Raw genomic sequence first — 13627 nt, forward strand, 5'->3', positions numbered from 1 at the left:
GGTCGCCCTCATGCAGTTGCGCTTCACTTCATTCGCTGTGACCAGCTTATGGCGGGACTTGCACCCGCAGGAGTGCGCCCATGCTGGGCGCACTGGACGAAAAAAAACCCGCCACTGGCGGGTTTTTCTCGCGGGTGTCAACTGCCCGGCAGGAATCTGCCTAGCGCTTGTTGACCGAGTCCTTGAACGCCTTGCCTGCCGTGAATTTGACGGTCTTGGCAGCCGGGATCTTGATAGTTTCGCCGGTCTTCGGATTACGACCCGTACGCGCTGCGCGCTTGCCCGAACCAAAGCTACCGAAGCCAATCAACTGGACCGCCTCACCCTTCGACACAGACTTCTTGATCACTTCAAGCAACGTGTCCAGCGTTTCACCGGTTTGAGCCTTGCTGGCGCCCGTCTGTCCTGCGACAGCGTCGATCAGTTCCTGTTTGTTCATTAAGGTTCCTTTCTGAGTTTAGGTTGATACGAACAGCGCGACCGCGCCGATTATACGTGCGCGCACCGCGCCGTCGAGCAGCTGCGGCCCTGATCCTGACGATCTCCCGCGCCGGACAAAACCCTGTCCGGCGGCCGTGCTGCCGCTCCCTTCGCGGCGCTTGCTATGATAGCGCAGCGCAAACCCAATCAGGATAAGGGTTTCGAGGAATTGCACGGTTTTCGGGCCGTTCTTGCAAGGAAATCGAAATTTTGCCCCTCAGCACCCCCTAAACGAGGGCTGAAACCCAGTCCTGGCGGGGTTAGCGTTGGTTTTTGCCAACGCAGCAAAGCGTCTGAATGCGTCCTGATGGGTCTTTTACGGCGACTCGCGCGCAGCGCGCGCCGGCTCGAACCATCGAACCCGCTCTTTCGAGCGACCTTTTGAGCGTGTTTTCCCGTCGCGCATGACCGATCCGCTGATCCCCGCCGTCCTCGCTTTCCGCGACAACGGCAGCCCCTTTTCACCACACTACGACGACATCTATCACAGCGCCGTCGGCGCGCTCGAGCAGGCTCACTACGTCTTTCTGCGCGGCAACGAATTGCCCGAAAGATGGCAGAGCCGCCGTACGTTCACCGTGCTCGAAACCGGCTTTGGCATCGGCATCAACTTTCTCGTCACGTGGGCCGCATGGCGCGCCGATCCGGCTCGCTGCGAGCGGCTGCATTTCGTGTCGACCGAGAAGCATCCGTTTAGCGCCGCCGATCTGCGCCGCGTTCACGCAACGACAATCTCCGATCCGCTGATCGCCGGGCTCGCGGACACGCTCGCGAACGCTTGGCCGATGCTCGTGCCCGGCACGCACCGGCTCGAATTCGAAGGCGGCCGCGTCGTGCTGACGTTGAACTTCGCCGATGCGCTCGACAGCCTGCCCACATTGCGGCTGCGTGCCGATGCGTTCTATCTGGATGGCTTTGCGCCCGCGAAAAATCCAGAGCTGTGGGGCCCGGCGATCTTCAAGGCGCTCGCGCGCGTCGCGGGCGATGACGCGACCTTCTCCACCTATAGCAGCGCGGGCGACGTCAAACGCGCATTGACGCAATGCGGCTTCGAGTATCGCAAGGTCGACGGCTTCGGCTGGAAACGCGCGATGCTGGTCGGCCGCTTCGCGCCGCGCTGGCGTGTGCGCCGTTATGAGCCGCCCGCGCCGTTCTGGCACGACGAACGACACGCGGTCGTGATCGGTGCGGGACTGGCCGGCTGCGCGGTGATCGAGCGGCTTGCGGCGCGCGGCTGGCGCGTGACTTCGCTCGAGCGGCATGCGTCGGTTGCACGAGATGCGTCTGGCAATCCAGCCGGCGTATTCCACCCAATGATTTCGCGCGACGACAGCGTCGCGTCGCGCGTCACGCGGGCGGGCTTTCTGTACGCGCTCAATCGTTGGGCCGCGCTCGAAGGTGCAGGGCATCGGCTCGCGCGCGGCGATCGCGGTCTGCTGCAGATCGCCGCGGACGACGACGAGGCGCGCGCAATCGGCGAGGCCATCGGCGCGTTCCGCTATCCGTCCGACTACGTGATGCCGGTGTGCGCGTCCGATGCCGAACGACTCGCCGGTGTGCCGCTCGCGCGTGGCGGCTGGTTCTTTGCGCGCGGCGGCTGGATCGATCCGGCTTCGCTGTGCGCGGCGCAATTCGCATCGGCAGGCGGCTTGCTCGAACGACGCTTCGGCGTCGACGTCGCGCGGCTCGAACGTTCCGGCGATCAGTGGACCGTCTTCGATATCGCGGGAAAGGTAGTCGCGCGAGCGCCGGTCGTAATCGTCGCTGGTGCGCATGAAGCTGCGCGCATCGCTGGCTTGCGTCATGCGCCGACACGCAGCATTCGTGGGCAGTTGAGCTTGCTGCCGGCGGGTACCGTCGCGCCGCTCGCGCTGCCGGTGATCGGCGAGGGCTACGCCGTGCCGCTCGCGAACGATGTCACGCTGACAGGCGCGACCTATGAACTCGACGACCCCGACACGTCGCTGCGCGCGGACGGTCATCGCGAGAATATCGAGCGCGTCGCGCAGATGTTGCCGTCGTTCGCAAGCGCACTCGATGCCGCGCCGCTGACCTCGCTCGCCGGACGCGTTGCGTTTCGCTGCGTGAGCTCGGATCGCATGCCGATGATCGGCCAGCTCGCCGACGAAGCCGCTGCCGCCCGCGATGCTGCCCGCCTGCGCGGCGCATGGCCGCTCGATCTGCCGCGCCTCGACGGGCTGTACGGCGCATTCGCTTATGGTTCTCGCGGGCTGGTGTGGGCCGCGCTCGGCGCTGAACTGATCGCCTCGCAGATCGAAGGCGAGCCGTGGCCGCTCGAACGCGATCTCGCGGAAGACATCGACCCTGGGCGTTTTCTGCTGCGGTCCTTGCGACAGGGAACGATCGGTTAACCGGCTTCGACCATTGCGAAGTTATCTCTGCGCCCGGCACGTTAACTCCGCCCGTCCTGTAAACCAGGTTCCGGCTTATCCACTGCGACCTGTGGATAAGCGCGCGGTTAACCGGCGCAAGTCGTGTGGAACCGTTGTGGACGTAAACGGGGTAACTGGGACATCGCGAAAAAGCGCGAAAAGTTGCTCGCGTATACCGGCGGCCGCCGCACATGCTGTGCATCCGGTTATGCGGCCGGGAACTCGATGATTTGTTTCGGTAAACATAGGTTATCCACAGAAACCGAGGCAGCTTGTTAACTGTTACTACGTATACATACGGTAAACCAGTAAACAGCAAAGACGGGGGCTAACGCCCCGCCTATCGGGCTAGCGAATTTCGTTCGAGTTCGCGTAAAACGGATCGCTCGACGCGCTGCGTTAACGACAAAACCGCGCATCGAAATCACCAAAGCAGCGGTAACGCCCGGGAGCGGATTCGCCGTTCGCGACGTGGTCGAAACTGACGCGATATCTCGAAAAAAGGTCGCTTTTTCCGTTCACCGGGAAAATAACGTTCTTTTTTACCGTTTTGCCTGCGAGTTAACGTCTTTTCGGTTAACCCGGAAAAAGCTATGGCACAATCCCCGTTTTTCCGCGTCGTGCCACAGCAACTGACGGCACGCGCAGCAATGGAACGGTGCCGGTCAAACAGAATCTGATTCAAGGTCGACGGCGTTCCTTCAGCGTGCCTGTTGCTACTGCCGCATCCCGTGTATGTGCCCGACTCCGTGCGGTTCTTCGCGGCCGTGGCGCGTTCCGATCATCCGATCATTGAAACCTCGCAACGCTGATTTCGCGAAGCGCTTGCGACAACGTGCGCTCCCCGTGCGCTCGTGACGGCGTGCGTGTGCGCCGGTTCGTGTCGTCTGCCGTTGCTGCCAAGGAGAACCCATTACGATGAATTCGGCGTTTTCGTTTTTGCCAGCGTGGCCGCTTTCGCCCGACGCCATTTTCTGGGCGGGTCTTGCATTGCTTGCCGCCGGTCTGTGCGGCGAGCTTTGCTTTCGCGCGTGGCGTTTACCGCGCATTTCCGGCTATGCGGTGATCGGACTCGTGGCCGGCGCGGCAGGCTTTGGCGTGATCGATGCGAATTCCGCGAGCGCCGCACGGCCGCTGCTCGACGTCGCGCTCGGCCTGTTGCTGTTCGAACTCGGCAGCCGGCTCGATCTGCGCTGGATCCGCCGTAATCCGTGGCTGATTCTGTCGAGCGTCGCCGAAGCCACGCTGACTTTCGTGCTGGTGCTGCCCGTGTTGCTGTTTCTGCACGTGCCGCTGATGGTCGCGACCGTACTCGCCGCGATCGCGATGGCGACATCGCCCGCGATGGTGATCCAGCTCAAAACCGAACTACGCGCCGAAGGCCAGGTCACGCAGCGTCTTCTGACCTTGACCGCGCTGAACAGCATGTACGCGGTCGTGATCGAAAAGCTCGTGTCGAGCTGGCTGCACCAGGAGGTTTACGGCAACGTGTTCGCGACCATCCTGCAGCCGTTGTACCTGCTGGTCGGCTCGCTCGTGCTCGCGTATCTGCTCGCGCGCACCTGCACGTTCTTCTATCGGCGCCTGAATATGCAGGACGAGCATTCGTTCGTGGCGCTGTTCGGTCTCGTGCTGCTCGCGATCGCGATCGCGCATCTGTTCAAGCTGTCGACGATTCTCGCGCTGCTCGCCGCGGGCATCATCGTGAAGAATCACGAAGTGCGTCCGCAGTTGTGGCCAGAGCATTTCGGCACCGCGGGCTGGCTGCTGACGGTGATCCTGTTCGTGCTGACGCTGACGTCGTTCGAATGGAAGCACATCGCGTTGGGCGGAGTCGCTGCGCTGGGTCTGATCGTTGCTCGCCTCGTCGCGAAGCTGGTCGGCGTGCTGGCGTTCGCGAAGCCGAGCGGCCTGAACTTGAAGCAGGGCATCGCGCTCGGCCTGTCCTTGTCACCGATGTCGGCGCTCGCGTATCTGCTCGTCGACGATACGTACAACCTGTATCCGAACTTCGATCCGCAGTTGCGCGCAATCGCTATGTGTTCGATTTTCGTGCTGCAGATTCTCGGGCCGTGGCTCGTCTATCGCAGCCTCGCGCTCGTCGCCGAGCGGCGCGAGGGGTAAGCGTGAAACGCGCATGCGCTGCCATGCGCGTTTCACGAACCCGTCTTTCAATTCTTTCGCCTCAAACGACCTGACTCAGGGGACGCCATGTCACTCGAACCCTTCATCGACTCGAAACCGTTCACGTTCGGGATCGAACTCGAAATGCAGATCGTCAATACGCACGACTATGATCTGACCAAAGCCGGCACGGATCTGCTGCGCCTCATCAAGGACGAAAAAATCCCCGGCAATATCACGCCGGAAATCACCGAAAGCATGATCGAGCTGTCGACCGGCATCTGCACGTCGCACGAACAGGCGGTCAGCGATCTGCGCAAGATTCGCGACACGCTGGTGTCCGCGGCCGATCATCTGAACGTCGGTCTGTGCGGTGGCGGCACCCATGCTTTCCAGCAATGGAGCGAGCGGCAGATCGTCGATACGCCGCGCTTTCAGTATATTTCCGAGCTATACGGCTATCTCGCGAAGCAGTTCACCGTGTTCGGCCAGCACGTGCACATCGGTTGCCCGAATCCGAACAGCGCGCTGTATCTGCTGCATTCGATGTCGCGCTTCATCCCGCATTTCATTGCGTTGTCCGCGTCGTCGCCTTTCGTACAGGGCGTCGATACCGGATTTCATTCGGCACGTCTGAATTCCGTGTTCGCGTTTCCGCTGTCGGGCCGCGCGCCGTTCGTGCTGACGTGGGACAGCTTCGAGGAGTATTTCTCGAAGATGGTCCACACGGGCGTGGTCAACAGCATGAAGGATTTCTACTGGGATATCCGTCCGAAGCCGGGCTTCGGCACGATCGAGGTCCGCGTGATGGATACGCCGTTTTCGGTGGATCGCGCCGCGGCGATCGCCTGCTACATCCAGACGCTCGCGCGTCATTTGTTGCTCGATAAGCCGATCATGCCGCAGGAAGACGACTATCTGGTCTACACGTTCAACCGTTTCGAAGCCTGCCGCTTCGGACTCGGTGGCATCTGCATCAATCCGCAAACCGGTGAACGCAAGACGATTTCCGAAGATATTCTCGAAACGCTCGAACAGATCGGACCGCATGCGGAAGCGCTCGGCTCGGTGAATGCGCTGGCCGAAGTCGGCGCGATCGCGCGCGGTCAGGTCAACGACGCGACGTGGCTGCGCAGTGTGTTTGCGCAGGAAAAGTCCTTGCACGAAGCGGTACGCCAGCAGTGTCTGCAATGGCGCGCCTAGTCGCGAAGACTTGATGAAACCGTTTGCGTGCGCCAGCTACGCGACGTTCCGACGAAACCCGCCGCGTGCGGGTTTTTTTTCGTAAGAAAATTTTTATGGTTTTTCGCGCGCGCAACCCTTCAGGTTTTTCGAAAGCTTACGTATACCAGCGTAGTAGTCGTAAGCAGGCATTGCCAAAGGCTGTGGACAACTGAATAATTTCCTGCAAAGTCAACGCGCTGGGGAAATGATAACTGGGCTCGTAAAACCGGCTCCGGCCACGCCTGGCAAGCGCAACCGAGGAAACGTTCAACACGCTGCAAGTGCTTGTTGCAAAACGGTACACAGGCTGTCCAAACGTTTTCCCCTGCTTATCCACAGCTCGCGTTGGATAAGTTAGCTGTACGATTAGCCGCTGTCGCATAGAATGTCGTTTTTCGCCGCCTTCGGCTTCCAAGACGGTGTATTTTTGAGATAGTACAAACGGTTTCATCCGCGGTTGGACGAAGCTACCCCACACACGCAACGGGTGTACTCCGGCAGGCAGCCGCCGGCATTGCACCAAAGCGGTAAATAAACGAATCGAAGATTATGAGCGAAGGCGTATACGGAGAACAGGCAGCCGGGCGAGTGACCCACAGCCTCTTGCGATTGAGCACGGCGATGCGAAGCCAGGCTTGGGAATGGGCGGAAGGCGCGGGCCTTACGCCGACCCAGGGCGAGATCCTCGTGCTGTTGATGCAACGTAAGGGGCCGATGCGGCTCGGCGAAATCGCGCGTGAAACGGCGCTGACTGCCGCGACCACCAGCGATGCGGTCAGCACGCTCGAGACCAAGGGCCTCGTCGAAAAGCGTCGCGCACTCGACGACGGTCGCGCGCTCGCGGTACGTCTGACCTCGCGTGGGCGCACCGCTGCCAAACGCGCCGCGCAATGGCCGGACTTCCTCTCGAAGGCGGTCGGTACGCTGCGCGAGGACGAGCAGTCCGTGTTCTATCGCACGCTGCTCAAGACCATCTATCAGCTCGAAGCGCAAAACACGATTCCGTTGCATCGTATGTGCCTGAGCTGCACGCATTTCCAGCCGAGCAAGAATCCGAAGAAGACGCCGCATTACTGCGCGCTGCTCGACCTGAACATGTTGGACACCGATGTGCGTCTCGACTGCTCCGTGCATGAAACGGCGGACGCCGCCACCCAGAAGAAGACCTGGAAGATCTTCGCCCAATAACCGGCGTCTTCCTGGGCAATCCGCTAACATGGCCTGGCCGGCGACGGCGGGCGGTATGCGCCGCCTGCCTGGCGGCTGGTGCCGTGCAAGGATAAAGTCGTTGGCGGCAGGTCGTTAGTCAACCTGAAGATAGGGCAGGCCGATGAATCGGGAAGTACTCGCCATCCGCCATGTGCACTTCGAGGATCTGGGCAGTCTCGAGCTCGTGCTCGGCGAGCGCGGGCGTCCGGTCCGTTATCTCGATGTGGGCGTTGCCCGTATCGAGGCGCCCAATCCGGTTGCCGCGTCGCTGATGGTCGTGCTGGGCGGCCCCATCAGCGCTACCGACGACGCGCTGTACCCCACGCTCGCGCCGCTGCTGTCGTTGATCGAAAAACGCATCGCGGCCGGTCTGCCAACACTCGGTATCTGCCTTGGCGCACAACTGCTCGCGCGGGCGCTCGGTGCGCGCGTCTACCCCGCGGCTCAGGCCGAACTCGGCTGGACGCCGCTCACGCTGACCGATGCCGGCCGCGCCTCGCCGCTGCGTCATCTCGATGGCGCTCATACCTCGATGCTGCATTGGCACGGCGACACCTTCGATCTGCCGGCCAACGCGACCCGTCTGGCATCGACCCCGGCTTGCGAGAATCAGGCCTTCGCATGGGGCGATCACGTACTGGGCTTGCAGTGTCATCCCGAGATCCGCACCGATCGGTTCGAACCTTGGCTGATAGGGAATGCGAACGAACTCGCGGGCCACGGCATCGACGCACGTCGGTTGCGTGCCGACACCGGCCGATACGGTCCCGTGCTCGAAGCCGCCGCGCGCCGCATGTTCGGCGAATGGCTCGATCGCGTCGAGACGCAAGCCTGAATGGCTAGCCGAATGGCCACGCAAGCGTCCAGCCGGGTGCCACGTTCATGCAGTAAACCGCGTGCGGTGCTATTCTCGATCGCTCTCGGGCTTTCACTGGGCGTAATCCATGAGCGCGCTTTTCTCTCCGCTCACGCTGCGTAGCGTGACGCTTCCAAATCGTATCGTCGTCTCCCCAATGTGCCAGTACTCCGCCGAACGCGGCGAAGCGACCGCATGGCACATGATTCACCTCGGCGGTCTCGCGCTGTCCGGCGCGGGCATGCTGTGCATCGAAGCAACCGCCGTCGAGCCGGACGGGCGCATCACCCCCGGCGATCTCGGCTTGTGGGACGACGCGACCGAAGAGGCGCTCGTGCCGGTGCTGGCCGCGATCCGCAAGCATTCGCACGTCAACGTGACGATGCAACTGGCGCACGCGGGCCGCAAGGCATCGAGCCACGTGCCGTGGGAAGGCGGCCAGCTGATTTCGGTATCGCAAGGCGGGTGGCTGCCGCATGCGCCGTCGGCGCTGCCGCACAAGCCGGGCGAGGAGCCACCGCTCGCGCTCGATGTCGTCGGCCTGAACCGGATTCGCGAGGCGTTCGCCGCGTCCGCGCGGCGCGCCGCGCGTCTTGGCATCGATGCGCTCGAAGTGCATGCCGCCCATGGCTATCTGCTGCATCAGTTCCTGTCGCCGATCGCCAATCAGCGCACCGACGACTACGGCGGCTCGGTCGAAAACCGCATGCGTTTTCCGCTCGAAATCTTCGACATCGTGCGTGCCGGATTTCCTGCCGACAAACCGGTCGGCGTGCGCGTGTCGGCGACGGACTGGGTCGAAGGCGGCTGGACGCTCGAAGACACGATCGCGTTTGCACACGAGCTGGAAAAGCGCGGCTGCGACTGGATCGACGTGTCGTCGGGCGGTGTCTCGCCGCTGCAGCGAATTCCGCTCGAGCCGGGCTATCAGATTCCGTTCGCGAAGGCGGTCAAGCACGCAACCGGTCTGACGACGATCGGCGTCGGACTCATCACTGATCCGCTGCACGCCGAGCAGCTGATCGAAGCGGGCGATGCCGATCTGATCGCGCTGGCTCGCGCGCTGCTCTATAACCCGCGCTGGCCGTGGCACGCCGCCGCTAACCTCGGTGCGACCGTCGAAGCGCCGCCGCAGTACTGGCGTTCACAACCGCGTGAGCAGAAAGCGCTGTTCGGCGACATTTCGTTTGGTCAACGGTGAGGCCCGTCGCACGTTGAACGAACGCATTGGCTGACGGTTGAAGGAAGCCGTGGACAACGTGTAGGATGCCGGTTGTGGCGCGGTGCGCGTCGCAAGTCGACGCGGCGCTTTCAGGGCGCCGCGTTTGCTATTCGCGTCAGAAAAAAGCCGCGCGCACGACGCGCCTGACGATTGCCAGATTTGATTCCCCAGTTCTTCACAAGGATTCATTCAATGAATTCACGCAGGATCGCCGTGCGCCGTTCGGGTGTGCACGGCAAAGGCGTGTTTGCTCTCGAACCGATCGCGGCCGGCGAGCGACTGATCGAATACAAGGGCGAGCGGATTACCTGGAAAGAAGCGTTGCGCCGCCATCCGCATAATCCGGCTGAACCGAATCACACGTTTTATTTCGCGCTGGATAACGGCAAGGTCATCGACGGCAAGGTGAACGGCAATAGCGCGCGCTGGATCAATCATTCATGCGCGCCGAACTGCGAAGCCGAGGAAATCGACGGACACGTGTACGTGCATGCGCTGCGCGATATCGCGGAGGGCGAGGAAGTCTTTTACGACTACGGCCTCGTGATCGACGCGCGTCAGACGAAAAGGCTGAAAAAGGAATACGAATGCCGCTGCGGCGCGCGCAAGTGCCGCGGCACGATGCTGGCGCCGCCGCAGAAGGGCAAGGGCGGCGGCAAGTCGGGTAAAGGCGCCGACAAGGGCGGAAAGTCGAGCAAATCGGCGAAGAAATCGAAGAAGAAATGAGCCGCGGGTCGGTGCGCGGCGGTAGCTGTCTGCGCTGATCGAAGCGCTGAGGCGAACGCCGCCGCGGCAGCCGGGCAAACCTTCTACAAATCGACCGGCGCCGAGTGCGCCGGTTTTTTCGTGGCGCGCCGTCCGTTGGCATCGTTGGCGGTGGCAGCGCCTGCGGACGCACCGGGCGGCAGCAACGGAATCCTGACGATAAAGCGTGCGCCGCCCTCCGGTGCGTCCTCGTAATGCACGCTGCCATGATGCAGCACCATGATGTCGTGGACGATCGCGAGGCCCAGACCCGCGCCGCTGTCGACGCCCGCCTCGGTCTGCCCGTCGCCGCGGAAGAATCGCTTGAACAGATCCGACTGCTGCGAACGCGGCACGCCCGGCCCGTTGTCTTCGACGACGATCTCGGCCATGCGCAGATCGTCGATCAGCGTCTGCGAAACTGTGACCGTGATACGCCCGCCGTCGGCCCGCGACGGCGGCACATACTTCAGCGCGTTATCGAGCAGATTCGCGATCACTTCATGGAGCAGCACAGGGTTGCCGCCTGCCATCAGCGGGTCATCGTTGGACGGATCGTCGAGGCGCTGGAAGCCGAGGTCCACGTGTACCGGTAGCGCGCGCGGCACCCATTCGGCGCCGGTGTCGAACGCGAGCGCGGCCATGTCGACATTGACGAAGCGCGCCGCCTGTTCGCCCGGCTCGGCGCGCGCGAGCGACAGCAATTGATTCGACAGCCGCACGGCGCGATCGGCCGCGGAGCGCAGTTCGCGCACGGCAGCGAGCGTCTGCTGCGGATCGCGCGCGACGACCGCCTGCTCCGCATGCAGCTTCACGGCGGTGAGCGGCGTGCGCAGCTGATGCGCGGCATCGGCGATGAATTTACGTTGCGCATCGAGGGCGGCTTTCAGACGATCGAGCAACGCGTTCAGCGCGCCCGTCAGCGGACGGATCTCGACCGGCACATAGGTTTCGTCGACCGGCTCGAGCGACGTGTGCGTTTGCCGGTTCAGCGAATCGGCGAGCGCCGTCAGCGGATTGAGCTGCTGATTGACGACGCGCCACACGATCACCCAGCCGGCTAGCAGCAGCAGCAATAACGGCATCATGATCGCGACGAGGAACTCGGCGGCGATGCGGAAGCGGTGATGCACGGGCTGGCCGACTTCGACGACGATCGGATTACCGCTCGGCTGATCGACGCGCACCTGAGCGACCCGCACGGTCACGCCTTCGTGCTGCGTCTCGAACACGTACGCGTAATGCATGCGGCGCACGTTGGTGCCTTGCAGCGGCAGATTGTGGTCGCCGGCGATTTCGGTGTCGCCGGTGCTGATCCGGTAGACCAGATGTTCGACCGGGTCGGAGAACATCGCCTGCGCGAGCGGCGGCACCGTGATCGGCGCTTCCGGTCCGGCAATCTGGATCTGTTTGGAGATCGCGGTCGCGAGGTCCGCGAGCGAACGGTCGACCACGTGCTGCGTGTACTGCCATGCGAGCCAGTAAGCGATCAGGCCGCTCATCAGCGCAAGCAGCGACAGGGGCGCAGCGAGGCGCCGCAGCAGCGTGCGGCGCAGACTATTGGCGGCCGGCTGGTGCATGATCGAACGCGCGGGAAAGTTGTGACTGCGGTGGCAACTGCGGTAGTAATGGCGCGAGGCGCCTTGAGACGGCCCGGGGCCCGGCACAAGGCGCCCCGGGCACAGCCGATGCGCGGCGCCGCTGCGGGGCCGTCAGGCCGCGACGCAATGTGCGGCCTTCACGAAGATTATGCGGCCTGGCGAATTTCCTGCAACAGGTAGCCAAAGCCACGCACGGTGACGATTTCGACACGGCAGTTCTCGAGCTTCTTGCGCACGCGGTGCACGTAGACTTCGATCGCGGTATCGCCGAGGTCGCCGCCGAAGTGTGTCAGATGATCCTGTAGTTGCGCCTTGCTGACGACGCGGCCATGACGCAGCAGCAGCATTTCGAGCACCGCGAATTCGCGCGGCGACAGTTCGAGCGGTTTGTCGTCGTTGAAGATGCGGCGATCGACGCCCGACAGCCGCACGCCGCCCAGCGACACTTCCGGACGCGGCATGTCACCGTGCGGACCGCTGCGGCGCATCACCGCGCGAATACGCGCTTCGAGCTCGGCCGGCTCGAACGGCTTCAGCATGTAGTCGTCCGCGCCCGAGTTCAGGCCTTGCACGCGGTCGTTCAGTTCGTCGCGCGCGGTCAGGATGATCACCGGCGTGTGACGGTTGCTCTGGCGGAAACGCGACAGCAGCGTCATGCCGTCGATGCCCGGCAGACCCAGATCGAGGATCACGAGTTCGTGGCGATTTTGCGTGAGGGCCTGCTCGGCAAAGATGCCGTCATGGACCATGTCGACGGTGAAGCCGGCTTGTTCGAGACTGCTTTGGATGCCGCGTGCGATGGGGCGGTCATCTTCGATCAGAAGGAGTCGCATGGATTTCGCTCAAGTACAATGGGTTTAGGCGTTTGGGCAAGCGGTTCGCCGGGGCGCCTGCTACACAGCCAGCGTGCGAAGCGGCGGCAGACGCGCCACGAAGCAGCTGTCGAGCCGAATCGAAGCACCGTGCCAGCCATCACGAAGTCATGTCCGAGATCAGCATTCACGAACTGGAAGCCGCGATCAACTTCTGGCGCACCCGCTCACCTTCAAGCGGCGACGAACACGTTCTGTGCAAGGAGGCAAGCGCGCTCTCCAAGCCGTATGCGCTGCTGATTGTACAGCGTCAGCAGTCGCTATCACTCGATCGTTTCGACCCGATTGCAAGGCAGGCCTGGGAAGCTTACGTTCAACTTAAGAATAGCCTGTAGAACTGAAGGTTTGCCTAGGGAATTGCCTGCATTGTCCTTTCATGGTCGCCTGATTACGCGGCGAGTTATGCATAAACACCCATAAAGGCCCGTAATTATTTGTATTACATAGTAATCCCGTCGATGAATGCGGCAAGCGCGATGTCGCGTTCGGTCACGCCGTTCGCTTCATGGGTGGACAGCGTGATGTCGACCTTGTTGTACACGTTGAACCACTCGGGATGGTGGTCCATCTCCTGCGCCTTGATCGCGACGCGCGTCATGAAGCCGAAGGCCTCGTTGAAGTCGGCGAACTCGAACGCGCGGCGAATCGCATCACGCTCAGCCACGCTTTGCCAGCGATTCAGTTTCGCCAGTTGCCGGGTTCGCTCGTCGGAAGTCAGTTTCTGAATCATGGTGTTACCTCGCTCGTCGAACTCGCTCGCCGGCAGGCTGATGGGCTCGACGCCCGCGAAGAATTCATCGCAGGCACGGCCTTCGAGCAAGGCTGTTTGGCGCGCGTACAGTTGTCGCCAGACCGCATGGTCAACCGTGCCGTAGCGCTCAAGCGGCTGATCGATCGTGAAG

The 13627-nt window shown here is 62.5% G+C and carries 12 protein-coding genes; 8 read left to right on the plus strand and 4 right to left on the minus strand.

The window, feature by feature from the left end; all coding sequences use genetic code 11:
* Positions 1–160: 160 nt before the first annotated feature.
* The gene (locus HDG37_RS23300; protein ID WP_018418891.1) at positions 161–439 is read right to left on the minus strand and encodes an HU family DNA-binding protein; all 279 of its coding nucleotides are present in this window, start codon (positions 437–439) and stop codon (positions 161–163) included.
* Between the two features lie 445 nt (positions 440–884).
* Here HDG37_RS23300 and mnmC point away from each other — a divergent pair, with 445 nt between their 5' ends.
* From mnmC to HDG37_RS23335, 7 genes are all read left to right on the plus strand, one after another.
* Positions 885–2852, plus strand: a complete 1968-nt coding sequence (gene mnmC / locus HDG37_RS23305; RefSeq protein WP_184051666.1) for a bifunctional tRNA (5-methylaminomethyl-2-thiouridine)(34)-methyltransferase MnmD/FAD-dependent 5-carboxymethylaminomethyl-2-thiouridine(34) oxidoreductase MnmC — start codon at positions 885–887, stop codon at positions 2850–2852.
* A 939-nt stretch (positions 2853–3791) separates the two neighbouring features.
* Entirely contained in the window at positions 3792–4997 is a 1206-nt protein-coding gene (locus HDG37_RS23310) for a cation:proton antiporter (RefSeq protein WP_184051668.1), read from the plus strand.
* 87 nt (positions 4998–5084) lie between these two features.
* Positions 5085–6200 (plus strand): YbdK family carboxylate-amine ligase, encoded by a 1116-nt coding sequence (locus tag HDG37_RS23315; protein WP_184051670.1) that lies wholly within the window; start codon positions 5085–5087, stop codon positions 6198–6200.
* A 570-nt stretch (positions 6201–6770) separates the two neighbouring features.
* A complete protein-coding gene (locus tag HDG37_RS23320) occupies positions 6771–7409 on the plus strand; it encodes a MarR family winged helix-turn-helix transcriptional regulator (RefSeq protein WP_184051672.1) in 639 nt (212 codons plus the stop codon).
* 142 nt (positions 7410–7551) lie between these two features.
* Entirely contained in the window at positions 7552–8265 is a 714-nt protein-coding gene (locus HDG37_RS23325; RefSeq protein WP_184051674.1) for a glutamine amidotransferase, read from the plus strand.
* A 109-nt stretch (positions 8266–8374) separates the two neighbouring features.
* Complete coding sequence (locus HDG37_RS23330) at positions 8375–9487, plus strand: NADH:flavin oxidoreductase/NADH oxidase (protein WP_184051676.1); 1113 nt, start codon at positions 8375–8377, stop codon at positions 9485–9487.
* A gap of 213 nt (positions 9488–9700) precedes the next feature.
* On the plus strand, positions 9701–10234 hold the full coding sequence (locus HDG37_RS23335; protein WP_184051678.1) for an SET domain-containing protein: 534 nt from the start codon (positions 9701–9703) through the stop codon (positions 10232–10234).
* A gap of 83 nt (positions 10235–10317) precedes the next feature.
* Here HDG37_RS23335 and HDG37_RS23340 read toward each other — a convergent pair whose 3' ends face one another.
* Both HDG37_RS23340 and HDG37_RS23345 read right to left on the minus strand, forming a co-directional pair.
* Positions 10318–11832: a sensor histidine kinase gene (locus tag HDG37_RS23340; RefSeq protein WP_184051680.1), complete on the minus strand. Its 1515-nt coding sequence runs from the start codon at positions 11830–11832 to the stop codon at positions 10318–10320.
* 167 nt (positions 11833–11999) lie between these two features.
* The gene (locus HDG37_RS23345; protein ID WP_013090980.1) at positions 12000–12686 is read right to left on the minus strand and encodes a response regulator transcription factor; all 687 of its coding nucleotides are present in this window, start codon (positions 12684–12686) and stop codon (positions 12000–12002) included.
* A gap of 149 nt (positions 12687–12835) precedes the next feature.
* Here HDG37_RS23345 and HDG37_RS23350 point away from each other — a divergent pair, with 149 nt between their 5' ends.
* Positions 12836–13060: a DUF3717 domain-containing protein gene (locus HDG37_RS23350; RefSeq protein ID WP_090802357.1), complete on the plus strand. Its 225-nt coding sequence runs from the start codon at positions 12836–12838 to the stop codon at positions 13058–13060.
* A gap of 104 nt (positions 13061–13164) precedes the next feature.
* Here HDG37_RS23350 and HDG37_RS23355 read toward each other — a convergent pair whose 3' ends face one another.
* Positions 13165–13455 carry a 4a-hydroxytetrahydrobiopterin dehydratase gene (locus HDG37_RS23355; RefSeq protein WP_184051905.1) on the minus strand — a complete coding sequence of 97 codons (291 nt, stop codon included), beginning with the start codon at positions 13453–13455 and terminating at the stop codon, positions 13165–13167.
* Between the last annotated feature and the right edge of the window lie 172 nt (positions 13456–13627).

It is taken from the genome of Paraburkholderia sp. MM5384-R2 (assembly GCF_014201025.1).
GTDB lineage: Bacteria > Pseudomonadota > Gammaproteobacteria > Burkholderiales > Burkholderiaceae > Paraburkholderia > Paraburkholderia tuberum.